The organism is Paenibacillus paludis (assembly GCF_042610515.1).
GTDB lineage: Bacteria > Bacillota > Bacilli > Paenibacillales > Paenibacillaceae > Paenibacillus_AQ.
Genome location: NZ_JBGJZP010000015.1, coordinates 98,153 through 121,008, shown reverse-complemented (window position 1 = coordinate 121,008; position 22,856 = coordinate 98,153). Strand labels below are relative to the sequence as shown.

24 protein-coding genes and 1 riboswitch are annotated in these 22,856 nt (G+C 53.3%); of the genes, 23 read left to right on the top strand and 1 reads right to left on the bottom strand.

Going from position 1 to position 22,856, the window contains the following annotated elements; all coding sequences use genetic code 11:
- Nucleotides 1-140 precede the first annotated feature (140 nt).
- The 13 genes from ACAN56_RS24610 to ACAN56_RS24550 all read left to right on the top strand — a co-directional run bounded on the left by ACAN56_RS24610 (nucleotide 141) and on the right by ACAN56_RS24550 (nucleotide 10,263).
- Entirely contained in the window at nucleotides 141-374 is a 234-nt protein-coding gene (locus tag ACAN56_RS24610; protein ID WP_038588287.1) for a hypothetical protein, read from the top strand.
- Nucleotides 375-434: 60 nt separating this feature from the next.
- On the top strand, nucleotides 435-821 hold the full coding sequence (locus ACAN56_RS24605; protein ID WP_038588290.1) for a spore coat protein: 387 nt from the start codon (nucleotides 435-437) through the stop codon (nucleotides 819-821).
- 275 nt (nucleotides 822-1,096) lie between these two features.
- The gene (locus ACAN56_RS24600; RefSeq protein WP_038588292.1) at nucleotides 1,097-1,597 is read left to right on the top strand and encodes an Lrp/AsnC family transcriptional regulator; all 501 of its coding nucleotides are present in this window, start codon (nucleotides 1,097-1,099) and stop codon (nucleotides 1,595-1,597) included.
- Between the two features lie 13 nt (nucleotides 1,598-1,610).
- Nucleotides 1,611-2,831: an aminotransferase class I/II-fold pyridoxal phosphate-dependent enzyme gene (locus ACAN56_RS24595; RefSeq protein ID WP_038588294.1), complete on the top strand. Its 1,221-nt coding sequence runs from the start codon at nucleotides 1,611-1,613 to the stop codon at nucleotides 2,829-2,831.
- Nucleotides 2,832-2,862: 31 nt separating this feature from the next.
- On the top strand, nucleotides 2,863-3,114 hold the full coding sequence (locus tag ACAN56_RS24590) for an aspartyl-phosphate phosphatase Spo0E family protein (RefSeq protein ID WP_256718141.1): 252 nt from the start codon (nucleotides 2,863-2,865) through the stop codon (nucleotides 3,112-3,114).
- A gap of 138 nt (nucleotides 3,115-3,252) precedes the next feature.
- A complete protein-coding gene (locus tag ACAN56_RS24585; protein ID WP_379146092.1) occupies nucleotides 3,253-3,879 on the top strand; it encodes a TetR/AcrR family transcriptional regulator in 627 nt (208 codons plus the stop codon).
- Between the two features lie 36 nt (nucleotides 3,880-3,915).
- On the top strand, nucleotides 3,916-4,806 hold the full coding sequence (locus tag ACAN56_RS24580; RefSeq protein WP_379146091.1) for an alpha/beta fold hydrolase: 891 nt from the start codon (nucleotides 3,916-3,918) through the stop codon (nucleotides 4,804-4,806).
- 180 nt (nucleotides 4,807-4,986) lie between these two features.
- The gene (locus ACAN56_RS24575) at nucleotides 4,987-5,550 is read left to right on the top strand and encodes a cob(I)yrinic acid a,c-diamide adenosyltransferase (protein ID WP_038588302.1); all 564 of its coding nucleotides are present in this window, start codon (nucleotides 4,987-4,989) and stop codon (nucleotides 5,548-5,550) included.
- 1 nt (nucleotide 5,551) lies between these two features.
- A complete protein-coding gene (locus ACAN56_RS24570; RefSeq protein ID WP_379146090.1) occupies nucleotides 5,552-6,538 on the top strand; it encodes an RluA family pseudouridine synthase in 987 nt (328 codons plus the stop codon).
- Between the two features lie 416 nt (nucleotides 6,539-6,954).
- A complete protein-coding gene (locus tag ACAN56_RS24565) occupies nucleotides 6,955-7,320 on the top strand; it encodes an arsenate reductase family protein (RefSeq protein ID WP_076111496.1) in 366 nt (121 codons plus the stop codon).
- 28 nt (nucleotides 7,321-7,348) lie between these two features.
- On the top strand, nucleotides 7,349-8,275 hold the full coding sequence (locus ACAN56_RS24560; protein WP_379146089.1) for a 5'-3' exonuclease: 927 nt from the start codon (nucleotides 7,349-7,351) through the stop codon (nucleotides 8,273-8,275).
- 202 nt (nucleotides 8,276-8,477) lie between these two features.
- On the top strand, nucleotides 8,478-9,974 hold the full coding sequence (locus tag ACAN56_RS24555; protein ID WP_038588309.1) for an alpha-N-arabinofuranosidase: 1,497 nt from the start codon (nucleotides 8,478-8,480) through the stop codon (nucleotides 9,972-9,974).
- Nucleotides 9,975-9,987: 13 nt separating this feature from the next.
- Nucleotides 9,988-10,263: a DUF6171 family protein gene (locus tag ACAN56_RS24550; protein ID WP_379146088.1), complete on the top strand. Its 276-nt coding sequence runs from the start codon at nucleotides 9,988-9,990 to the stop codon at nucleotides 10,261-10,263.
- Between the two features lie 203 nt (nucleotides 10,264-10,466).
- On the opposite strand, the gene ACAN56_RS24545 is transcribed toward ACAN56_RS24550, so the two are convergent.
- Nucleotides 10,467-11,444: an ArsR/SmtB family transcription factor gene (locus tag ACAN56_RS24545; RefSeq protein ID WP_379146087.1), complete on the bottom strand. Its 978-nt coding sequence runs from the start codon at nucleotides 11,442-11,444 to the stop codon at nucleotides 10,467-10,469.
- Nucleotides 11,445-11,607: 163 nt separating this feature from the next.
- Nucleotides 11,608-11,796: riboswitch (cobalamin riboswitch) on the top strand.
- A 263-nt stretch (nucleotides 11,797-12,059) separates the two neighbouring features.
- Between ACAN56_RS24545 and ACAN56_RS24540 the strand changes: the two genes are divergently transcribed.
- From ACAN56_RS24540 to cbiE, 10 genes are all read left to right on the top strand, one after another.
- Complete coding sequence (locus ACAN56_RS24540; protein ID WP_038588315.1) at nucleotides 12,060-12,824, top strand: energy-coupling factor ABC transporter permease; 765 nt, start codon at nucleotides 12,060-12,062, stop codon at nucleotides 12,822-12,824.
- Nucleotides 12,824-13,120, top strand: a complete 297-nt coding sequence (locus tag ACAN56_RS24535) for an energy-coupling factor ABC transporter substrate-binding protein (protein ID WP_038588318.1) — start codon at nucleotides 12,824-12,826, stop codon at nucleotides 13,118-13,120. Before ACAN56_RS24540 ends, ACAN56_RS24535 begins: the two co-directional genes overlap by 1 nt.
- Nucleotides 13,104-13,895, top strand: coding sequence for a cobalt ECF transporter T component CbiQ (gene cbiQ / locus ACAN56_RS24530; protein ID WP_379146085.1), 792 nt, complete (start codon nucleotides 13,104-13,106; stop codon nucleotides 13,893-13,895). Before ACAN56_RS24535 ends, cbiQ begins: the two co-directional genes overlap by 17 nt.
- 70 nt (nucleotides 13,896-13,965) lie before the next feature.
- Nucleotides 13,966-14,808, top strand: a complete 843-nt coding sequence (locus ACAN56_RS24525) for an energy-coupling factor ABC transporter ATP-binding protein (protein WP_340893789.1) — start codon at nucleotides 13,966-13,968, stop codon at nucleotides 14,806-14,808.
- 124 nt (nucleotides 14,809-14,932) lie between these two features.
- Complete coding sequence (gene cobJ, locus ACAN56_RS24520) at nucleotides 14,933-16,507, top strand: precorrin-3B C(17)-methyltransferase (protein WP_379146084.1); 1,575 nt, start codon at nucleotides 14,933-14,935, stop codon at nucleotides 16,505-16,507.
- Entirely contained in the window at nucleotides 16,504-17,820 is a 1,317-nt protein-coding gene (locus ACAN56_RS24515) for a sirohydrochlorin chelatase (RefSeq protein ID WP_379146082.1), read from the top strand. Before cobJ ends, ACAN56_RS24515 begins: the two co-directional genes overlap by 4 nt.
- 5 nt (nucleotides 17,821-17,825) lie before the next feature.
- Nucleotides 17,826-18,641, top strand: coding sequence for a precorrin-6A reductase (gene cobK, locus ACAN56_RS24510; protein ID WP_038588324.1), 816 nt, complete (start codon nucleotides 17,826-17,828; stop codon nucleotides 18,639-18,641).
- 14 nt (nucleotides 18,642-18,655) lie between these two features.
- On the top strand, nucleotides 18,656-19,330 hold the full coding sequence (locus tag ACAN56_RS24505; RefSeq protein ID WP_038588327.1) for a precorrin-8X methylmutase: 675 nt from the start codon (nucleotides 18,656-18,658) through the stop codon (nucleotides 19,328-19,330).
- 400 nt (nucleotides 19,331-19,730) lie between these two features.
- On the top strand, nucleotides 19,731-20,831 hold the full coding sequence (locus ACAN56_RS24500; protein ID WP_038588329.1) for a cobalt-precorrin-5B (C(1))-methyltransferase: 1,101 nt from the start codon (nucleotides 19,731-19,733) through the stop codon (nucleotides 20,829-20,831).
- Nucleotides 20,824-22,053: a precorrin-6y C5,15-methyltransferase (decarboxylating) subunit CbiE gene (gene cbiE / locus ACAN56_RS24495; protein ID WP_379146080.1), complete on the top strand. Its 1,230-nt coding sequence runs from the start codon at nucleotides 20,824-20,826 to the stop codon at nucleotides 22,051-22,053. The genes ACAN56_RS24500 and cbiE overlap by 8 nt, the downstream gene beginning before the upstream one ends.
- Nucleotides 22,054-22,856: the final 803 nt, after the last annotated feature.

Below are 22,856 nucleotides of genomic sequence, written 5' to 3'. Positions count from 1 at the left end.
CCGGCTTTACCCGCTCTTATGCACTGGTTTAACCGGCATTCATCCGGGAGCACGCATAACATCAATGCACACATAATGTGCCTGGATACGCGGCATAATAACGACTGCTTGAACCATTTAGAAGGAGGGAAATACACACTATGCAATCGAACCAAATGCAGGCGCTTAGCGGCAAAGAAGTGGAATACATCGCTGACTCCATCTCTAATGAGGATCTGTTGATCAAGCAGATGGCCGCAACCGCCGGGACGACTCAGAACGCCACGGTGCACCAAATCTGCGTTCAACAAATCCAAAGCCATACTGGTCATATGAATACTCTTGTGCAGCTGCTGGAGCAGCATCAGCAATACGCACCGACACAGCCGCAATAAAGCGGCCGGGTATTAGTATGGAAAGCAATTTCAAAACCAAACTATTGAGGGGGTAATATTGTGTACGCACAAAACGGATCGGCATTTATGTCGGATGAGGATTTACTCAACACAGTGCTTGCAGATTTGAAACGGACGGTACGCGAATATACGACCGCTGCTACGGAGTCGAATTGTCCAACTGTACGCCGGGTGTTCAACGACCTGACCATGGATACTTTACGCCTGCAGGGGGAACTGTACACGAAGATGTCCCAAATGAACATGTACACTACGCCAGGCAAGGCACTGCGCCAAGATATTGACAAGCAGATTCAGACCGCTCACCAGACCCAGCAGAAATGCCAGCAGTTCGTGCAGCAAAAAACAGGTGCAGCCGGAACAAACGCACATTATGGAAATGTTCCCCAGCATCAGCCGAACGTACAAAGCTCTTACTATATGTAACCTTCCTGCCGGGGGGTGAAGCAACGAAGGGGCTGACCTGTTCGTGCGTAAAAACCTCAGCAGCTAAAGCCGTCCGCTATCCGCCGGATTTCCTCCGGAGGGGTGGACGGTTTTTTGTGTTGGCGACCCTTATTTCGAGCACTGCCCCGTCTTCCCCATGGGGTTATTTTGTTTGCAGAACTGTCATTTTCGTGTCATATTAGTATTAAACTCTTTTCGCAGGACGATGCGTGATCTTTACGCAGTTGCCGGTGCGAACTATCCGGAGGGAAGGCATGAAGGAAATGAATGAATTGAAGCGGAAAGTGCTGGAACTGCTCAAGGAGGACGCCCGAAGCTCTACGGCGCTGATGGCGACGTTGCTCGGAGCGGAAGAAGATGATGTTAAGACGGTTATTGAGCAAATGGAGAAAGATCATGTCATTGTAAAATATGCTACTGTCGTGAATTGGGATAAAGTGGATGACGAACGGGTGACCGCATTGATCGAGGTGCAGATCACGCCTGAACGGGGCCGCGGATTTGAAGGCATTGCCGAACGGATCTATCTGTACCCGCAGGTCAAATCGGTCTATTTGATGTCCGGCGCCTACGATCTATTAGTGGAAGTGGAAGGGCGCAACCTGCGCGAAGTCGCCAATTTTGTCTCCGAGAAGCTGTCTCCGATTGATTCGGTGCTCTCTACTAAAACCAACTTTACCCTCAAAAAATACAAACAGGACGGTATCATCTTTGAAGAGCATGAAGAGGACAAGCGTCTGATGATATCTCCGTAAAGGAAGTAATGATATGATCACCAATGAACCCAAACCAACCGGAGATACAGGCAAATCAATGAATTCATATTTGGCACCGCTGGTTCAGCAAATCCAGCCCTCAGGCATCCGCAAGTTTTTTGACCTGGCGGCTGGCAGCAAGGATATCATTTCCCTCGGGGTCGGGGAGCCGGACTTCAAGACCCCATGGCATGTCCGTGAAGCCTGTGTCTATTCGCTTGAGCGAGGTTTTACCGGATATACCTCCAATGCAGGGATGCCGGAGCTGCGTGAAGGCATTGCCAATTATCTTCAATCTCGTTTCGCTGTTGAGTATAATCCCGCTAATCAGATTATCGCCACGGTAGGCGGAAGTGAAGCAATTGATTTGGCACTCCGCGCATTGATCGCACCGGGAGATGAAATTCTCATACCTGAGCCCTGCTATATTTCGTATTCGCCGATTACTGCAATTGGCGGAGGCATTCCGGTCGGGATCGAGACCTTTGGAGAAAATAACTTCAAACTTACGGCAGAGGCGCTTGAAGCCAAAATTACACCGCGCTCGAAAATATTGATCCTCTGTTACCCGAGCAATCCGACGGGGGCGATCATGAGCCGGGAAGACTGGGAACCGATTGCCAAAGTCGTCGAGAAGCATGATCTCATTGTGATTTCAGATGAAATCTATGCCGAATTGACCTATGGAAGCAATCATGTGAGCTTCCCATCACTGCCGGGGATGATCGACCGGACCATTCTGGTCAGCGGCTTCTCCAAAGCGTTTGCGATGACCGGATGGCGGATGGGTTATGCCTGCGGCCACCCCGATTTGATCTCGGCCATGCTGAAGATTCATCAGTATACCGTAATGTGCGCCCCTTCCATGGGGCAGGTAGCTGCGCTGGAGGCTTTGACCAACGGTATGGAAGAGAAAGACCGGATGACGGATTCCTACAATCAGCGGCGGCGCCTGATCGTCAAAGGCCTGCGCGATGCGGGATTGGACTGCCATGAGCCGCAAGGCGCGTTCTACGCTTTTCCAAGCATACGCCGTACCGGACTGACCTCAGATCAATTTGCCCAACGTCTCTTGCTGGAGTACAAGGTAGCTGCTGTTCCTGGCAGTGTATTCGGCTTAGGCGGCGAAGGTTATCTGCGCTGTTCCTATGCCACATCGGTATCCCAGCTAAACGAGGCGATAGAGCGGATAGGTGAATTCGTCTTACAGCTGGAACGTGAGCGGACTGAATAAGGCAGTGAGATGAAGTTTAGGAGGGATGATTGTGCTCTGCGCCGATTGTTACTTGCCTTCCTATAGCGGGGAATGTTATCCGGGAAACGGAAAACGGTCCTGCAAGGCGGATGCTTTAACTCGCAAACTCTCTCTGGAAGATGAGATTCAGGCACTTCGCAGCAGAATGGAGCAGCTCTTTATACAGGAGAAATCCTTCACCTCAGATATTGTGATTGAAATTAGCAGTTTGCTGGACCTGAAGATTAATGAATATATGAGAGGACGTATGCGCAGGGATTGACTGCACATACATCCATTTGGAGAAGGAGGGCCTTAGGGCCCTCCTTCTATTTTTCGCTGAAAATAGATGTATCCTATTACTAGTAAATTCCTTATAATGGGTTATGAATGAACGATCATTCATTTCATGGAGGTGTCTATGAGCATTCAAAGCAAAATGCTGGAGCAGAGATTTATCGACGGCTTTGAGCAACTCGCTCCAGATCAGGCAACGCGCCAAATTATAACTCACGCGCTCGAGGTTTTTTCGAGGAAAGGATTTGCCGGGACCAAAATCAAGGATATTGCGGCCAGTGCAGGATTCAGCCAGGGGTATGTATATATGTATTTCAAATCGAAGGAGGAGATCTTCACTAAGATTGTCGAACTGGCGTCGGAAGGGGCAGGAAGATCCGTGCAATATGCAGCGGAGCTGGAAGGGACGGCTATGGAGAGAATCACTTGGCTGACCGAGGCGTTTCTGTCCCCGGGCAGTCTTGCGATGCAGCATTGGCGGCTGATTCTTTTGCAGACAGCAACCTCCGAAGCTATCCCGGAAGAAGCAAAGCGGATCTCGAAGGAGAAGATTAGAGAGCCTTTTGAGCAGCTGATTCCGCTTATTATGGAAGGCCAGCGGGCCCTGGAGATTGTGGAGGGCGATCCGCTGGAGCTGGCGATTGCTTATTTTTCATTCATCCAGGGGCTGGGAATCGCAAGAGCTCAGGCCACGGAGCAGACGTCTTTTCCTACTACAGAGCTGGTGCTGCGCTTTTTGAAGAGAAGCTAACAGAAGCGGACATTGAACCTAAGGGAGAGAACAGTCATGGTCAAGGTATTTAAACGTGAAGCAGGCAAGGAGAGGGTGCTGCGTTCCTATAATGAGCTGCTGGAACGCTGGGCGATGGAATTCCGCGAGCTGGATATTGAAACGGAATACGGATCAACACATTGTATAACGGCAGGAGATGAAGGCAATCCGCCCTTGCTGCTGCTTCACGGGGTGGGTGATAATTCTGCAGTGATGTGGATGCTCAATATGCAGGAATTATCCAGGCATTTCTATTGCATCGCGGTAGACACGATAGGCGGACCCGGAAAAAGTATACCTAACGCCAATTTCAGCAAGCGGACGTTCTCACAGGTGGATTGGATTACTGCCGTAGCCGATGGGCTGGGGATCGGGAAATTCCATCTGGCGGGTGTATCGAATGGTGCCTACATGGCTTTTAATTATGCGACCTGCCTGCCTGAAAGAGTATACGGGGTGGTGTGCATGGAAGGCGGGATGATTACTGCTCCGATGAAGGCGATGATCCAGACGCTAATGATGATGTTCCCGGAAATTCTCGTTCCGACCCGCAATAATCTGCTAAAGGTCACCCGAAAGCTAAGCTCGCCAAACTCCGGACTTTTTGACAAACATCCCGAAGTGGCTGAGCATCTGGTGCTGTTAATGAAGAACCATAATCAACAGGCCATGTTTGTTCATCAGCTTCAGCTTTATGATAAAGAGACGGCGGTTGCGATCAGAGACAAGCTTTACTTTCTGGTGGGGGATTACAAGCTGGGCCACAAGAAGGATTTCCTGGAGATTTTGAAGGATGGGGATTTCCGCTATAAAGTGATCGAGGATGCAGGGCATGGGGTTAATCATGAGCAGCCGGAGATCATCAACAGGGAAATTATCAGCTTCCTGCAGGAACAGGAGGCATAGGTGTGATAGAAGAGGCTATACAAAAACGCGAAAACCTTAATTTGACTGAACTTGTCATGGATTGCCCGGACTCAGGCAGTTATTAACATGGCAGAAATACCGATCTTCATTTGCCAACCTTACATCCTACCGATTAAACTATGAATATGTGATGTTGAGAGTGAAGGGGGCAGAAAAGAGATGGCGATTTATACGCGTACGGGGGATAAGGGAGAAACATCGGTCATCGGCGGCCGGGTAGGCAAGGATGATGTCCGCGTCGAGGCTTACGGAACGATTGATGAGCTGAACTGCTTTGTGGGTCAGGCCCGCAGTCTGATGGAGGACGAGAGGTTCGCTGATGTCCGGGAACAACTGCTGGAGATCCAGCATGAGCTGTTCGATTGCGGTTCGGATCTGGCTTTTGTGAAAATCAGCGAGAGCAAATATAAGGTCAAGAGCGAGATGGCGGTTCGCCTGGAGGGCTGGATCGACGAATTGCAGGCGGAGAATCCGGTGCTGGAGCGCTTCATTCTCCCAGGCGGCAGCCAGCTGTCCTCAGTGCTGCATGTCTGCCGCACCGTCTGCCGCCGTGCAGAGCGGCGGGCGGTTACGCTGGGCCGCAGCGCAGATATTAATCCGGAAGCTGTGATTTATTTGAACCGGCTTTCGGACTATTTCTTTGCGTTGGCCCGCACAGCGAATACACGGCTGGAGATTGCTGATGTAGAGTATGTGCGCAGCAAAAAGGTGTTCCGCAAATAATATGACAAGCTATTATTCACCGATCTCCTATATTGTGCCGCCGTCCGAGGACGGCTGGCTGCTGAAGACCATCCTGCAGAAGCGGATGGATGTGTCCCGCAAGCTGCTCTCCCGCCTGAAGATGACAGAGCAGGGGATTATGCTGAACGGCGAGCGAGTCTATATCAGCGTCCGGGTCAGCGCCGGAGACACCGTGGACATCCGGATGGAGCAGGAAACGTCGGAGGATATTTTGCCGCAGGATATTCCGTTTGATATCCTGTATGAGGACGAGCATCTGCTGGTCGTGAACAAGGCAGCCGGAATCATTGTCCATCCGACCCATGGCCATTATACTGACACACTGGCAAATGGGGTCGTCCATTATTGGGCGCAAAAGGGAGAACAGTACCGCTTCCGCCCGGTTCACCGGCTGGACCAGGAGACGTCGGGCGTACTGGTAATCGCGAAAAATCCTTATAGCCACCAGCATATTTCCGAGCAGATGATTGCCGGAACCGTGGACAAACGTTATGCGGCCTTTGTTCACGGAATTCCTGCGGTGCCGCGCGGTGATATCGACGGTCCCATCGACCGTGACCCGGCAGAACCGCACCGGCGCATTGTGACGCCGGATGGCTATCCCTCCCTGACCCGGTATGAGGTCAAGGCAGCCTACCCGGGCCGTGCGGCTAGGGTGGAGCTGAAGCTGGAAAGCGGCCGCACCCATCAGATCCGGGTGCATATGAGCTCTATCGGCTGCCCGCTGATCGGTGACGGCATGTACCGCCACCTGCTGTATGGCAAGGAGGAGCTGACTTCGGAGGAAGCGGGATGGCTTGCAAGCATCGCGGAGCTGGATGCCTCAATTCCGCGGCAGGCGCTGCATGCGGTGCGGCTGTCGTTCAAGCACCCGGTCGGGCTTGCGGAGCTGGTCTTCGAAGCACCGCTGCCGCCGGATATGGCGCTGCTTGAGCAGAAGCTGGAAAAGGAGACGGCTGGGGAGTAGCGGTACTGCACCTGCACTGCACCTGCACAAGCATATGTCGCCGCAACACCTGGACCTCGTGATTAACGGGAAAAGGTCCCTGTAATTATCGCTTTTGGAAGTAGCGGAGTGAATAGCGGGATTTACTACCTGTAATTTTATCGATAGTGTGTTATAGCGTGATTTCTACAATTATAGAGGGAGTAATTCCCGCTGTCCTTTTATAATTGAGGGTTCGGCCGGAACTAGCGGGCATATTTCCCTCTAGTAACGCCCGTATTACTGATCTAATGCACTGTAAAACGAAAAGATAGGCCGGAATTACAATTCTATCTGTGAATGATACATGACCGCACCACGGGTCATCTCCTTAGCTGCAGTTGGGCTGCAATTGAATTCACTATAAATTTTAAAAGGGAACTGCCAAAGGAGCTGCTATGAGTCAACTGAAAGTATATCAATATCCAAAATGCGGAACCTGCCGCAGTGCTGTCAAATGGCTGAAGGAACAGGGGCATGAGCTGGAGCTTCAGCATATCGCCGAGCAGCCGCCCACTGTGGAAGAGCTGCGTTTGCTGGTCGCGAACAGCGGGTTTCCGTTGAAGAAGTTTTTTAATACGAGCGGTGAGGTGTACAAAGCACTGGGCTTGAAGGACAAGTTGTCCAGTCTTAGTGAAGATGAGCAGCTTGAACTGCTGTCCAGCAACGGGATGCTGATCAAACGCCCGGTAGTCACTGACGGCAAGAAAGTCACTGTAGGCTATAAAGAAGAGCAATACGGCGAAGCCTGGAGCAACGCCTAATAAGATGGAATATAAGGAGAGGTTACACATGAGTTCAGTAACAACGGGCCGGGTAATGATCGTCGATGGAATGGCTCTGCTGTTCCGGGCCTTTTATGCGACCTCTTATGGAGGATATATCCGCAAGACGAAGGCCGGACTGCCGACCAATGCGGTGTACGGATTTTTGCAGTATTTTTTCGATGCGGTCAGCACATTTGAGCCTTCCCATGTGGTCTGCTGCTGGGATATGGGCAAAGGGACTTTCCGCACCGAGAAGTATGACGGTTACAAATCGAACCGGATAGATGCGCCGCTGGAGCTGATTCCACAGTTTGATCTGGTCAAGGAAGTCGTGGCTGAACTGGGCGTTCCGAATATTGGACTGGTGGGCTATGAAGCGGATGATTGCATCGGCACGCTTGCTTCATGCTACAGCGGGGAATCCGAGGTGTACATTCTCACCGGCGATCACGATATGCTGCAACTGGTCAACGATAACGTCAAAGTCGTCATTATGAAAAAAGGCCGCTCGAACTATAAAGTTTATGATCCGGCGGAATTGCTGGAGGAAAAGGGCCTCACCCCTGCCCAGGTGATCGATTTGAAGGGCTTCATGGGCGACACCAGCGATAACTACCCCGGTGTAAAAGGCATTGGCGAGAAAACGGCGCTGAAGCTATTGACCGAATACGGTACGGTGGAAGGGGTAATCGAGAATCTTCATCTGCTTCCTAAAGGCGTGCGTGCCAAAATTGAGGCCGATCTTGATATGCTTCACCTGTCCCGTGAGCTGGCGGAAATCCGCTGTGATGTTCCGGTAGTCTGCACGCTGGCTGAATGCCTGTGGGCGCTGCAGCGCGAGACGGCAGCCCGCAAGTTCCAAGAGCTGGAATTCGGCAGCCTGATGCATCTGATCAGCAGTGTGCAGGATGAGCGGGGCATTGTGCAGATCGAGCTTGGGGATCTGGGCTGATCTTCGCCAGCTGCTGATACAGGTTGATTATTTTTTTGCAAAAGCACTCTTGAACCCATATAGGTTCCAGAGTGCTTTTTTTCCGAATGGGGTGGAACATGTTATATAAAGATTGACGAAGGGGTTTAGCAGTGTTTATAATATTAATATAATTATTAAGTGGTTAATATATATATTAATTATTGAGAGGTGGATTATTAAAATGGCTCAGCGTGCAGTATTAAATGCGGATATCCGCAAGGGAACAATCAACCGGAATATTTATGGACATTTCTCCGAGCATTTGGGACGTTGTATTTATGAAGGCATCTGGGTAGGCGAGGATTCGCCGATCCCGAACACGAACGGCATCCGCAACGATGTTGTGGAAGCGCTTAAAGAAATCAAGATTCCGGTGCTCCGCTGGCCGGGCGGCTGCTTCGCCGATGAATATCACTGGAAAGACGGCATCGGTCCGCGTGAAGGCCGCAAACGGATGATCAACACGCATTGGGGCGGTACGGTGGAGAACAACCATTTTGGCACCCATGAATTTATGGAGCTATGCGCCATGCTGGATTGTGAGCCTTATATCAACGGTAACGTCGGCAGCGGCACGGTTCAGGAAATGTCGGAGTGGGTGGAGTATCTGACGTTCAACGGCGTTTCGCCAATGGCGGAGCTGCGTCAGGAGAACGGCCGGCAGGAACCGTGGGCCGTGAAATATTTTGGCGTGGGCAATGAGAACTGGGGCTGCGGCGGAAATATGCGTCCTGAATATTATGCCGATCTGTACCGCCGGTATCAGACCTATGTGCGCAATTATGGAGACAATAAGATCCATCGCATTGCCTGCGGTCCGAATGTCGATGATTATCACTGGATGGAGGTCCTGATGCGTGAAGCCACCCGCTATATGGATTCCATCACATTGCATTATTACACCATTCCGGGTCCTGCCTGGGAACAGAAGGGGGCGGCTACCGGATTTGAAACCGGCGAATGGTTCTCTACGCTGGAGAAGGCGCTGCGCATGGATGAGCTGGTAACCCGCCATAGTGTAATTATGGACAAATATGATCCGGAGAAACGTGTGGGCCTCATTGTCGATGAATGGGGAACCTGGTATGATGTTGAGCCTGGAACCAATCCCGGCTTCCTCTATCAGCAGAACACGATCCGTGATGCACTGGTTGCCGGTGTAACCCTCGACATTTTCCATAAGCACAGCGGCCGCGTCCGGATGGCGAATATTGCCCAGACGATCAACGTGCTGCAGGCTGTAATTCTTACTGAAGGCGAGAAAATGCTGCTGACTCCTACGTACCACGTATTCAACATGTACAAGGTGCATCAGGATGCGGAACTGCTTGATCTTTCGCTGGAGAGTGGTACCTATAGCTTCGAAGGCCGCGAGATTCCGGAAGTCTCGGCCTCAGCTTCCATTACGGCGGAGGGTGTAATTCATGTCAGTCTGTGCAACCTGAATCATGCTGCAGCAGCATCGCTTCCGCTGGAGCTGCGCGGACTTGCCGGGAAAGAGGTTGAAATTACAGGAACGACGCTGGCCGGAACAGCAATTGATGCCCACAATACATTCAGCCAGCCGGAGGCAGTGACGCCACAGCCGTTTACCGGCTTTAAGCTGGAAGGCGGCAAGCTTAACGTTGAGCTGCCTCCGATGTCGGTGACCGTGCTGGAAATTACCCCGAAGGCTTAAGGGAGCATCCGTTATGAGCACTTTATCAACCTGCAAGGGCTGCCGGGAAGAGTATAAGGTGACGGATGCCCAGATTGCCCGGATTCTGGCTTCACCAATGTTCACCCCGGACAACACCGCTTCAGATGAAGTATACAGGGAGCGGGTTGCCCTTTGCTCAGCTTGTCCGAAGCTCCAGGATGGCGTAACATGCACGGCCTGCGGCTGTATTATACCGGTCGTGGCCAAGCTGAAGGAGCGCGGCTGCCCGTTGCCGGGCGGCGGTTTGTGGAGTCCGGTCACGGAGTAGCGTTCCGCCAAGCCGTTGGAGAGCCTTTGTCACAGAGGAAGCATCATCGGCTGTGAATACCGGAAAGAACCCCCTGGAGTCCCAGGCATACTGAAATTTTAAACGCCCTCATCACTCGTGGATGCAATACCGCGAGGGATGGGGGCGTTTATGTGAGAAGAGAAGAATATATATGCGGACTTTACAGTGAAGGCATCGCTTGGCTAGGAAACTGTTCCATTCCCATTGTCAGTACCTGCTGCTGCATCCCTTTTATCCGCGTCAGCACCATTGAATCCATCGATATAGAACAGCTCTACGACCAGATCCTCGTTGTAATTGCCGAAGCCTTTGCCGAATAAGGTGAGCCCGCCGATATGTTCGGCATCCTCTTCCACCGAGAGCCTGAAGGTCCACTGCTTGTTGCGGATTGCAACCTGCTCCAGCGTAATGTCTGAGAGTTTTAAGCCGTCCATATAGGTTCCTTTTGGGGTAATGCGCAGCTGCTTGAGCAGGCCGTATTGATTGGTGTACGCCGGCCACCAGGCAGGGGTATATTTCCCCGGGCTGTCTCCGTAATCGCCTGGGCTAGTCCAATACCCGAGCTTCTGGCCATTTAGCGTAAACGCAATATCCGAAGGCCAGTTATTATTGGTTGAGGGTGCTTCCGAGGCAATCTCCATCGTAATGATGAGCTCCTCCGGCTGCTGGCTGGACAACAGGAAGTTGGGTATTTTGTATTCGACATAACCTTTGCCAAACCAGAGAATTCCGGCATTCATCCGCTCCATATCCCAGAAATAACGCGGATCGTCGAAGCTGCCGATGATATGCTCGGTAGTGGCCAGCCCGCAGGTTGGCTCTATCTCAAAATCGGAATAATGTCCGACCGGTATTTCTTTCCGGTGACCCTTGCGCTCTGCTTTGGCCTGGAGTGGGAAGATAATCTCCACCCCTTCAGCGGCAAGAGAACAAATCTTTTGCAGTCCGCTTCGTCCGGGAGCCATATGGGTGCGGATCAGTCCGGCCGTTTCCAGCTTACGCACATGCATTGTCATAATGGCGCTGCTCAGCTTGACCGCTCCCGCCAATTCCTTTACATTCATGGGCTGAACAGCAAGCAGCTGCAGCATTCGCAGACGTACAGCGCTTGAGAGCGCCTCGTACACCGGCAGGGAATCTTCGGTAAGATCAAGTTTCATTTTCTGGGTACGCCTCCGGATTCAAGTTATATAGTTAATAATTATATTACTTAAATGGCTTTCTTACAACCCGTTGGGTTCACCGGATGGTGTGCTGGAGAACTTTGCCGCTCCACTTTTATCACAGACACCACCCGGCGAAGTCCACTATAATGTACAGGATAAATTAGCGATAAGACAAGGTGCCCTTGTAACTACAAGGGGTAACAGGGAATCGGGTGCAAATCCCGAGCGGTCCCGCCACTGTAAGGAAGAGCTGAACTTCAGCATGTCACTCGGCAAACAGCCGGGGAAGACGAAGGAAGGCGTTATGATCCCGAGCCAGGAGACCTACCTTGTTTGCGCGCACCACGACTCTACGCGGATAGGAGCGGTGTACGAATTGGTTAAAGAGATGAAGGCATGCAGTTTTGGAGACGGTGGATTTTGAAGATTTGGTGCAGAGCAAGTGCCAGCTTCAGCTCCCCCACATTACAATTCTGCGAATTCTCCGCGCTGTTGCAGCGGGACCACCATCTCTTACATATCTGATGACGTACATAGCACTCCCACCCCCCGGGGCGGGAGTTTTTGATTTGATGCGGCACAAAATGACGAATCCATGGAGGGAAAAGCATGAACAAACGCAAGTTTTGGAGTTTTGCTGCACTTATTGCCGGATTTACCGTTTATTTTTTGCTGAATGAGCCGGGCACGGCCAACGCGATGCATATTATGGAGGGGTTTCTGCCGGTAGGCTGGGCCGTATTCTGGTGGGCGGCGTTTCTGCCGTTTTTTGCCCTTGGAGTCCTTAAGCTGAAGAAAATGACCAAGGACAACCCGGAGCTGAAGCTGCTGCTTGGGCTGGCGGGTGCATTTACCTTTGTATTGTCGGCACTCAAAATGCCTTCCGTAACCGGAAGCAGCTCCCATCCTACAGGAACGGGGCTTGGTGCTGTAATGCTGGGGCCGCTGCCGATGAGCGTAATCGGGTCTGTTGTACTGCTGTTTCAGGCGCTGCTGCTGGCGCACGGGGGGATAACGACACTCGGAGCGAATGCATTTTCGATGGCAGTGGCCGGTCCTTTTGCCGGGTATGCGGTCTATAAGCTGCTGATGAAGGTGAACGGTCGTGAAAAGCTGGCTGTCTTTATGGCAGCGGCAGTGGCCGATCTCATGACGTATGTGGTGACCTCGGTTCAGCTTGCAGTGGCTTTTCCGGCGGCAGACGGAGGTGTGCTGGCTTCTCTGATTAAGTTCGGCGGTATTTTTGCCGTGACGCAGATTCCGCTCGCCATCAGCGAGGGGCTGCTGACCGTGCTGCTCTGGAACTGGCTGAAATCCTACAGCCCGAATGAGCTGTCGCTGCTGAAACGGCAAACCAAGGGAGGAAGTCTGTGATGAGCAATAAGTGGAAAAATGGGTTGATGCTGCTGGCGGTGATTTTGCTGGTGGTGCTGCCTCTGCTGCTGGTGAACGGGGAATTCGGCGGGGCTGACGATGCCGCAGAGGGTGTAATTACAGAGATTGATCCCGGTTATGAGCCCTGGTTCAAACCGCTGACCGAGCTGCCCGGCGAAACGGAAAGCATGCTGTTCGCGCTGCAGGCGGCGATCGGGGCCGGAGTGATTGGCTATTCCATCGGCCTGCTGAAAGGCAGACAGGACCGGCGCAAGCTTAATGATCAGAAGAATTGATGCGTTATCCTACAGCAATGCGCTGAGGCAGCTGCCCGCGATGTGGAAAAGCCTGTTCGCAGCAGTCATGTTCATCCTTTCCTATGCGCTTCATCCGGCCTTGCAGCTTGTGATTGCGGGCTGGATGACCGTGTGGTGTGTACTGTACGCCAAAATCCCGCTGCGCGCCTACGGACTGCTGTTTGGTACGGCACTTTTGTTCTTTTGTCTGAGCCTGCCGGCCCTATTGCTTGAAATTGGCCTTCCAACTGTCGGTGAGGCGGTAATATCCTTTCAGCTCCCGGCTTTGACTCGTTCGTTATACATTACGGCGGAGGGGCTGCACCGGGCAGGATTGCTGCTGGCGCGCGTGTTGGCCTGTCTGACCTGCTGCTTATTTATCATATTTACAACACCGTTCGGAGAATTGCTGCAGGTACTCCGTAGGCTGCGGATGCCGCAGATCGTACTGGAGCTCATGCTGATTATGTACCGTTTTCTGTTCCTGCTGAGCGATACAGCACATGGAATGATGCTGGCCCGGCGGCTGCGCGGCGGCAGAAGAGGACGGGGGGCCAAACTGCGGGAAGTTGCGGGAATGGCGGGCTCGCTGTTTGCCAATACGATGCACCGCTACTATGGGCTGTCGCAAGGGCTGATAACCCGGGGGTACATGGGTGAGATTATTTTGCCGCCTTATGTGTCACGCCCGGTGCCGCGCAGATTCGCGGTTCAGGCCTGCACCGGTATTTCCCTGCTGCTGCTCGCTCAGCTATGGATCTTGCGGAGCAGGTGATTGCCTGATGCAGGAATCGGCCAACGGCAGGAGTTAAAGTGGAGACTGAACTAAGAGTAAGGAGATTGCAATGAATAATGAATATAGCCTGGTCTTTGAGGGGGTCGCCTACAGTTATCCGGACACGGCGGAACCTGCGCTGCGGGAGCTGACTGTCTCCATCCCCAAAGGACGAAAAACAGCAGTCCTCGGCCACAACGGCTCCGGCAAATCAACCTTGTTCCTGCATGCGGTTGGCGTACTGCGTCCGCAGAAAGGCAAGGTGCTGCAGGGCGGTACCCCGCTAACCTATTCCAAAAAAGAGCTGGCCGCCCTGCGCCGCCGCGTGGGCCTCGTCTTTCAGGACCCCGAGCAGCAGCTGATTCTTAGTACGCCTATCGAGGATATTTCATTCGGGCTGCGGGGGACGGGTATGGATGAGGCCGCTATTCAGAAGCGCTGCCTGGAAGTGCTGGAGCAGCTGAATCTGCTGGCTCTGCAAGATAAGCCGGTTCATCAGCTCAGTCTGGGCCAAAAAAAGCGCACGGCGCTCGCAGGGGTCATGGCGATGGAGCCGGAGCTGATTTTGCTGGATGAGCCGACCTCCTATCTGGACCCGCTCTCCGAGAGACAGCTGCTTGCGGGACTTGAGAGCATTTATGCCAAGGGCACCACGGTGGTCATGGCGACGCATGATATGAATCTGGCCTACCGCTGGGCGGACTGGATCATCGTGCTGGATAAAGGCGTCTGCCGGGCAGCCGGATCGCCGGAGGATATTTTTGCAGACGGGGAAGATATACGGGCGATCGGCCTTGACCTGCCGCTGCTCGCCGATTTATGGCATAGCCTGCCCGGCCGTTTGACTGCCGGGCAGACTGCTCCCCGGAATGCAGAAGAGTTCAAAGCCATTCTGAAGCGGGAAATTCAATAGAATGATTGCGTCAATGACAGAGGTGAATGCCGTTTGGGCAGAAGCATCTGCTATATATAGAGCGTTGTAGCAAGCAGCAGGGGAAGCATGAAATCAGGTTATTTTGTGGACGGGGGGAAAAAGGATGAAGAAACAAGGAAAGCTGCTGATTATCGGCTTTGGCCCCGGTGCCCTGGAGCATATTACAGGCCGCGCACTGGCTGCGCTTGAGGAAAGTGAAGCTGTCATCGGCTATAACACCTATGTAGAGCTGATCAAGCCGCTGCTGAAGCATCAGGAAATTGTCGGCACCGGTATGACCGAAGAGGTCAGCCGGGCCCAGGAAGCGGTGCGCAGGGCGGAAGCGGGACAGAGCATTGCGGTCATTTCCAGTGGGGATGCAGGTGTGTACGGGATGGCCGGACTGGTGTACGAGGTGCTGATCGAACGGGGCTGGAAGCGTGCGGGCGGTGTGGAAGTTGAGGTGATTCCCGGAATATCGGCGATCCAGTCCTGCTCCTCACTGCTGGGAGCGCCGATTATGCATGATGCCTGCACGATCAGTCTGAGCGATCATCTAACGCCGTGGGAGAGCATCGCGGCGCGTGTCGATGCGGCGGGTGCGGCGGATTTTGTAATTGCCTTCTATAATCCGCGCAGCGGCAAACGGACGCGGCAGATTGAGGAAGCCCGCAGCATTCTGCTTCGCTACCGCGATCCTTCCACGCCGGTCGGCATTGTCAAAAGCGCCTACCGTGACCGCCAGCAGACGGTTGTAACTACGCTGCAGAATATGCTGGAGCATGAGATCGGCATGCTCTCCACAGTTGTGGTCGGCAACTCCGCGACTACCGTCTATGAAGGTCTGATGGTGACGCCGCGCGGCTATGAGCGCAAGTACAGTCTTGGCGCTGAGACGCAGGCGCTGAAGCCGCATGAGCGGCTGCGGACAGCGGCAGAGCCGTGGTCGCTGGCTGCGGCAGCGGTTGCCGCAGAGGCCGCAGCAGAGGTGAATAACGCTGCTGGCCCTATTGGCAGCGCGGCGGCTGCGGAGAGCGGAGCTGTTTCTGCAGCGGCCCGGACGGAGCTGCCTAAGGCTTTTGCTTCCGCCGTTTCGCCGGCGGCGCAATTCGAAGCCTCCGAACTGGAGGTTTCGCCGGCACTTGGCAGCCATAGATATAACGGCGCCCAGATGGCGCTGCTTGCGGAGCTTGCAGGCGATGAAGGTCAGCTGGTATATACGCGGGACGGACATTTTTTGCTGCGCAGCAGTGGGGCTGAGCAGGAGGATAAGGCGTACCGGCTGGCAGAGGCCGGGCTGAATGTGAGCCTGCCAGGGAATTTTGTGAGAGTGAAAACGTGCGGCTTCTGTGAATTAAGAAAGGAAGACGGACTTAATGCAGCTATCCGCCTTCATAAGCAGCTCCACGGACGGCCGGTGCCGCGGGAACTACAGATCGGTGTAGCTGGTTGCGGCATGGCCTGCAGCTCAGCCGTGCTGGAGGATATCGGCGTAGTGTTCTCCAAGGGCAGCTTCGAGCTGTATCTTGGCGGGAAGAAGTCGGGAAGAGGCGCACATGCAGGCAGCCTGTTCCGAGAAGGAATGAATGAAGATGAGCTCATAACCGCAGTTACAGCGATTGCCCTGCGATACGCTTCGCAGGGCAAAATCAATGAACTGTTTTATACATTTTTTCAGCATGGGGGCCACAACGAATGAAAACAGTATTGCTCGTAGGACACGGCAGCCGGGTAGCGGAGGGCAACGATGAGCTGCGGAAATTCACAAGTGAGCTTGCCGCCCGCAAGCCGGAGCTGACCTTTGTAACCTGCTTTATAGAACTGGCTTCGCCTTCGATTGCTGAGGGCATAGCGCTTTGTGTAAAAGGAGGCGCTTCGGCGGTTTACGTGGTACCGATTATTTTGTTCGCGGCTGGCCATTCCAAGCTGGACATTCCGCTGGCCATGGACCAGGCGAAGCTAAAGTATCCCGGCGTGGAATTTGTGTATGGACGTCCGGTCGGTGTACAGGAGCGGGCGGTGGATATTTTGCTGGACCGGATCGCAGAAGCAACTGCGTGGAGACAGCCGGCCCAGCCGGAAGACAAGATACTGACATTGGGGGAGAATGCGAAAGAAGCGGGTCCGGGGGAAGTGCATTCTGTCTCCGGAGCTGGCAATACAGGCACTGCTGTAGTTGAGATGAAAACCTCGAAAGTGGAGGACAAAGACACCATTATTCTTGTTATGGGCCGTGGAGGCAGCGATCCTGATGCCAACAGTGATTTCTATAAGCTGACCCGCCTGCTGTGGGAAAGGACTGCTTATAAAAGCGTAGAGAGCTGCTTTATCGCCATTGCCAAACCTTCGCTGCCCGAGGGGCTGGAGCGTTGTCTGGCATTGGGTGCGCGTAAAATTGTGGTGCTGCCGTACCTGCTTTTCACCGGAGTTCTGATGAAGCAGTTTTCTGATATCATCTCGCAGTTCGCTGCCGGGCATCCTGAGGTCGAGGTGGAGCAAGGCAGTTACCTTGGTTCTCACCCGCTGCTGTCCGACATGCTTGCGGAGCGAATTGAAGAGACATTGGAAGGCCAATCCTTCGCCAACTGCGATAACTGCAAATACCGTGTTGAGGCGGCCGCACACCACCATCACCACCACCATGGTGAGGAAGATCATGAACATGAAGAGGGACACGGGCATGATCATCATCATGGGGAAGATCATAGCCATGACCACGGGTATCACCATCATCATGGGGAAGATCATAGCCATGACCACAGGTATCACCATCATCATGGAGAAGATCATAATCACGAGCATGGGCATCACCACCACCATCACGGGAAACATCATAGCCAGGAGCACGGGCGATGTGGGCATAATCATGCGGCTCATGGGCATCAGTGCTGCAGCAGGCAGCATGAACAGGAGCATCACTCCGAGATGGGTACGGAAGGCAAAATACAGCCGCGTCAGCGGGAACTTTCAGTACAGACAGTATCTTCGGCCAACGGACCGAAGGAATTCTGAGCGCTATGATATTTATGTTGTGCGGAACGAGTGATGCCCGGGAATTAGCGCTGACTTTGTCATCTCATGGATTGCCGCTGGTGGCTTCTGTCGTGACGCCAAGTGCAGCGGAGCGGCTTGAAGCAGCCGCAATACGGACTGCGGTTGGCAGGTTGGACCAGCCGGGGATGACCTCCTTTTTGCAGGAGGGGAATTACAGTGTTGTAGTAGACGCAAGCCATCCCTTTGCACTTGAGGCCCATGCCAATGCAATGGCCGCTGCGGAAGCGCTGGGGCTGCCCTATTTTCGCTACGAGCGGCGAAGCCTTCACTATGACAGTCATCCCCGGTTGATTTGTGTAGATTCTTATGAAGCAGCGGCCCGCAAAGCAAAACAATTAAAAGGCTCGGTCATGCTGACCACCGGTGGGAAAACACTGGAGATTTTTGCGGAGCGGCTGCTCAGCGATCCGGAGGTGCGCCTGACGGTCAGGCTGCTTCCCTGCCTGGAGAACATTGAGAAATGCCTTGCGCTTGGGATAGAACAGCGGAATATTATTGGGATGCAGGGACCTTTTTCAAGGGAAATGAACGAAGCGATGTACAGGCAGTACGGCACGCAGGTCATGATCACTAAGGAGAGCGGGGCAGAGGGATCTCTTGATGAGAAGCTGCATGCTGCGCTGGATATGGGGCTTTACGTTATTTTGATAACGCGTCCGGACACGCCTTATTGTGATTTTGGCAGTGTCTATCATGCAATGGATGAGATAGCTTATGCGGTAAAAGCAGTACTGGCGGGGCGTGAGCGAAAAGATGTGGAAACATCTACTGAATTATGAAAAGGGGAATGGGCTTGGACTTTGGAACGGATTTCAAACCGCTGACGGTGCAGCCGCAGGAAATTGAGAGCTTGAGCTTTCAAATGATCACGAAGGAACTGGGAGTACATTATTTTAACGCTATACAGTATCCGGTGGTGCAGCGGATCATCCACGCATCTGCCGATTTCGAGCTGGGGCGGAGTCTGGTGTTTCATCCCCGGGCGATTGAAGCGGGTATAGCTGCCATTCTGCAGGGCAAGCCGATCATTGCCGATGTGCGGATGGTAGAGGCCGGTATCGCCAAGGAAAGGATACATAAATACGGCGGAGATGTCAGGGTGCATATTTCCGATCCGGATGTCATCGAAGAAGCCAAAATGCTGGGGACGACCCGGGCGATTGTCGCGACGCGCAAAGCTTGTAAGGAAGCTCCCGGCGGGATATATGTTATCGGCAATGCGCCCACGGCGCTGCTGGAGTTGATTCGTCTGGTAAAAGAAGGAGCGGCCCAGCCCGGACTCGTCATCGGCATGCCCGTTGGTTTCGTATCCGCTGCCGAATCCAAAGATGAGCTGCGCAAGCTGGATATTCCCTACATTACGAACATAGGCCGCAAAGGCGGCAGTACGGTCGTTGTAGCAGCGGTGAATGCCTTAAGCCTGCTGGCTGTCCGGCAGGATACTGAGCAACAGGAATCTGGACGGTAGCAGTAAAGGTAGGGTTTTATACGAATAAAGAATAAATAATCATAGAAGTCGGGAACTAAGCAGAAACAAGCCAAGACTAGCCAAGCTAAGACAAGAAGAAGCGAATTAATGAGAGCCAAACAGAGAGCAGAACATCCACAGACCACAAGTGAAAAGTAACATCAAGTAAGTACTAAGAAGTACTAAGAAGTACTAAGAGCACTAAGAGCACTAAGAGCACTAAGAGCACTAAGAAGAGCTAAGAAGTACTAAGAAGTACTAAGAGCATTAAAAAAACTAATAAGCTAAGAAGCAGCACTAAGCACGTAGAAGCACTAAGTTAAAATGTAGTGAGCCAAGCAAGTGCAGCAATTACCGGTATCAACAGAGACCCATAACATACAGCAAAGAAGGGATCGGCATGACTGAGGAGACCGCTTCAAAACCTATGCGCCGGGGTTATACCACCGGCGCCTGTGCTGCCGCCGCAGCCAAAGGCGCGGCACTCCTGCTGATCACAGGCGATGCGCCAGAGAGCGTGGAGCTTTACTTGCCGGCGGGATTCCGGCATACCTTCGAACTGACCGGATGGCAGCGTCAGGATAATTTCACGGCAATCTGTGCCACGGTGAAGGATGCCGGGGATGACCCGGATGCCACTCACCGGGCCTGGATCGAGGCCACTGTCAGTTGGCTGGAACATCCCGGTGTGGAGATTGACGGCGGGCGGGGCGTCGGCAGAGTAACGAAGCCGGGGCTGCCGGTAGGGGTAGGAGAAGCCGCGATTAATCCGGTGCCCCGTCGTATGATTCTGGAAGCTGTATCCGAGGTGCTGGAAGAGCATGGCGCCGCCCGGGGACTGCGGGTGGTAATCAGTGTGCCCGAAGGCGAAGCCATTGCGCTCAAGACACTCAATCCGCGCCTAGGCATCGTAGGCGGTATTTCGATACTCGGCACAAGGGGAGTGGTTACGCCGTTCTCCACTGAAGCCTATAAGGCGAGTGTGGTTCAGGCCATATCGGTTGCAGCTGCTACAGGGAACAGGGGGCTGATCCTCACTACCGGCGGCAGCAGTGAAAAATATGCCATGGCAATGTTCCCGGAGCTTCCGGAGGAAGCTTTTATCCAGATGGGCGAATACGTGGGGTTCTCTCTCGGCCATGCCAAAGCCTATGGATTCAGCAAGGTGACGCTTGTCGGCATGGCGGGCAAATATTCCAAAGTAGCACAGGGTGCCATGCTGATTCACTCAAAAAATGCACCGGTTGATTTTGGTTTCCTGTCCCAAGTAGCGTCCGAAGCCGGGGCTGACGAAGAACTGGTGCAGGAGATTGCTGCCGCCAATACGGCTTCGCAGGTTGTGGACATGATGACGGAGGCCGGGAATTACGCTTTTTTTGAACAATTATGCCTTCATGCCTGCAGACATTGCCTGATTCACATGAATGGGGAGATGACGGTAGAAATGGTGCTGATCACGATGAAAGGCCGAGTGCTGGGAAGGGCGGAAATCTGTGGCTAATGTAATTTATATCATCGGTATCGGCGAGGATGGCGCAGGCGGGCTGACGCCGGGTAGCTTGAGAAAAGTGCAGGAGAGCGAGGTACTGCTCGGCGGGGAGAGGCAACTGTCGTTTTTCAGCCGGTACGATGGGGAAAAGATCACGCTGCAGGGCGGGCTGAAGCCTTTTGCCGATAAGCTAGAAGGATTATGGAAAGCGGGAAAACGTATTGCTGTGCTGGCTTCGGGGGATCCGCTGTTTTTTGGGATTGGCGGCTACCTTGCCAAAAGGTTCGGGCCGGAGCAGGTCGAAGTGATGCCGCATTACAGCAGTGTGCAGCTTGCTTTTTCCCGGCTGGGTGACAGCTGGCAGGATGCAGAGCTTATCAGTCTGCACGGCAGGCCGATTAACGGGCTGGCCCAGCGGATTGACGGCAGGCAGAAGATTGCTCTTTTGACGGATGAAGTCAATACTCCTGCGCGGATTGCAGCTTACCTGCGGGAGTTTGGCATGACAGAGTATCAGCCTTTTGTCTGCGAGCGGCTGGGCGGCCCGGAAGAGGTCTGCCGGTTCTGGGAACTGGAGGAGCTGGAGCAGGCGGAGTTTGCAGCACTAAATGTAGTGATTCTGCGGCGGAAGCCGGGAAGTACGGTGGAGGTGCGGCGCGGATTCGCATATCCCGATGGGGTGTTCCAGCAGCGAAAGCCGGAAAAGGGCCTGATTACCAAACGGGAGGTCCGCGCTTTTGTCCTGTCGGAGCTGAATCTGTCCGAGGATGCGATTGTCTGGGATATCGGCTCCGGCTCCGGTGCAGTAGCGGTGGAGTGTGCGCGGATTGCCCGTCTTGGCAGGGTCTATGCCCTGGAAAAAGGGGCAGATAATCTGCCCAACATTGAAGCCAACCGGCGGAAGTTCCGTGCGGATTTTGCAATTATCCATGATAAAGCCCCGCAGGGGCTGGATAAGCTTCCAGACCCGGACGCCGTGTTCATCGGCGGTAGCGGCGGTGAGCTGGCAGCTATAATTGCACATAGTGCGGCCCGGCTGCGGCCCGGAGGGCGGATCGTTGTGGGGGCCATCACGATTGAGACGCTGCATGGCAGTATGGAGGCGCTGGCACTCGCCGGATTTGCTCCGGAAGTAACAATGCTGCAGGCCTCGCGGGGCAAACCGATTCTTGGCATGACCCGGTTTGAAGGGATGAATCCCGTCTATGTGGTCAGCGGCCAAAAGATGGTTTAACCGATGAACGCTGCAGGGCAGCGGAAGATAGGTATGAGGCGGACATCGGCTGCGGTGCGAAAAAGATAAAGTTGTGAATGCGGCTATGGTGCGAAGAGGGTAACGATACGAGGACGATTAGACGGCTACGATGCGAAGAAGGTAGCGATATGAGGACGACTAGACGGCCACGGTGCGAAGAAGGTGGCGATACGAAGATGACTAGACGGCCACGATATTTAGTAGGTAACGTCACGAAGTTAGCTACGAGCAGAGGCGGACCGCAGCGACGTTATTTTATCAATGAGCTTTAGTTTTCCAAGTAAACGGACCCCAGCGCCGCTATTTCATTCGCTGGGCTGTACCGTGGAGGTAAATGATGCTAATAACGTCTCTGGAGTCCGAGAAGAGCGAAAAACAGCAAGAAATCTGCAAATAGCGCCTCTCCAGTCCGCGTAGCCACCAGGTGCTCGAATCATGAGCGATGGACCAAGCATTCTGTGCTAGTCCTCCCCTTGAGAAACTGAGTGCTGCATCCAGCAGCTGCAAGGCAATCAACTGACTATCGTCCGGATATGCAATCGGCAATCTAAAGCGAAGCACATGGAAGATTAGTCCATATCTGAGTTAGTCACTACCAGATTTAGTTACTAATAGGCTTCAGTCCATACGTGCACCCGTGCGTGCCAATCCGAACTCTTATATGCATACCTGTGCCGCAAAATGCCATGCCGTACATACACGAAACTGTCGCAGCATAAATCCCCCCTGCCATAGGCAGTGGTGACCTAAAGATATATCCAAGTAAACATACAGCTCAATAA

Excerpts from the sequence above, each read along its gene's own strand:
- ACAN56_RS24610 (WP_038588287.1), top strand. The coding sequence starts at position 141 with ATGCAATCGAACCAAATGCAGGCGCTTAGCGGCAAAGAAGTGGAATAC.
- ACAN56_RS24600 (WP_038588292.1), top strand. The coding sequence starts at position 1,097 with ATGAAGGAAATGAATGAATTGAAGCGGAAAGTGCTGGAACTGCTCAAG.
- ACAN56_RS24595 (WP_038588294.1), top strand. The coding sequence starts at position 1,611 with ATGATCACCAATGAACCCAAACCAACCGGAGATACAGGCAAATCAATG.
- ACAN56_RS24585 (WP_379146092.1), top strand. The coding sequence starts at position 3,253 with ATGAGCATTCAAAGCAAAATGCTGGAGCAGAGATTTATCGACGGCTTT.
- ACAN56_RS24580 (WP_379146091.1), top strand. The coding sequence starts at position 3,916 with ATGGTCAAGGTATTTAAACGTGAAGCAGGCAAGGAGAGGGTGCTGCGT.
- ACAN56_RS24575 (WP_038588302.1), top strand. The coding sequence starts at position 4,987 with ATGGCGATTTATACGCGTACGGGGGATAAGGGAGAAACATCGGTCATC.
- ACAN56_RS24570 (WP_379146090.1), top strand. The coding sequence starts at position 5,552 with ATGACAAGCTATTATTCACCGATCTCCTATATTGTGCCGCCGTCCGAG.
- ACAN56_RS24565 (WP_076111496.1), top strand. The coding sequence starts at position 6,955 with ATGAGTCAACTGAAAGTATATCAATATCCAAAATGCGGAACCTGCCGC.
- ACAN56_RS24560 (WP_379146089.1), top strand. The coding sequence starts at position 7,349 with ATGAGTTCAGTAACAACGGGCCGGGTAATGATCGTCGATGGAATGGCT.
- ACAN56_RS24555 (WP_038588309.1), top strand. The coding sequence starts at position 8,478 with ATGGCTCAGCGTGCAGTATTAAATGCGGATATCCGCAAGGGAACAATC.
- ACAN56_RS24550 (WP_379146088.1), top strand. The coding sequence starts at position 9,988 with ATGAGCACTTTATCAACCTGCAAGGGCTGCCGGGAAGAGTATAAGGTG.
- ACAN56_RS24545 (WP_379146087.1), bottom strand. The coding sequence starts at position 11,444 with ATGAAACTTGATCTTACCGAAGATTCCCTGCCGGTGTACGAGGCGCTC.
- ACAN56_RS24540 (WP_038588315.1), top strand. The coding sequence starts at position 12,060 with ATGAACAAACGCAAGTTTTGGAGTTTTGCTGCACTTATTGCCGGATTT.
- ACAN56_RS24535 (WP_038588318.1), top strand. The coding sequence starts at position 12,824 with ATGAGCAATAAGTGGAAAAATGGGTTGATGCTGCTGGCGGTGATTTTG.
- cbiQ (WP_379146085.1), top strand. The coding sequence starts at position 13,104 with ATGATCAGAAGAATTGATGCGTTATCCTACAGCAATGCGCTGAGGCAG.
- ACAN56_RS24525 (WP_340893789.1), top strand. The coding sequence starts at position 13,966 with ATGAATAATGAATATAGCCTGGTCTTTGAGGGGGTCGCCTACAGTTAT.
- cobJ (WP_379146084.1), top strand. The coding sequence starts at position 14,933 with ATGAAGAAACAAGGAAAGCTGCTGATTATCGGCTTTGGCCCCGGTGCC.
- ACAN56_RS24515 (WP_379146082.1), top strand. The coding sequence starts at position 16,504 with ATGAAAACAGTATTGCTCGTAGGACACGGCAGCCGGGTAGCGGAGGGC.
- cobK (WP_038588324.1), top strand. The coding sequence starts at position 17,826 with ATGATATTTATGTTGTGCGGAACGAGTGATGCCCGGGAATTAGCGCTG.
- ACAN56_RS24500 (WP_038588329.1), top strand. The coding sequence starts at position 19,731 with ATGACTGAGGAGACCGCTTCAAAACCTATGCGCCGGGGTTATACCACC.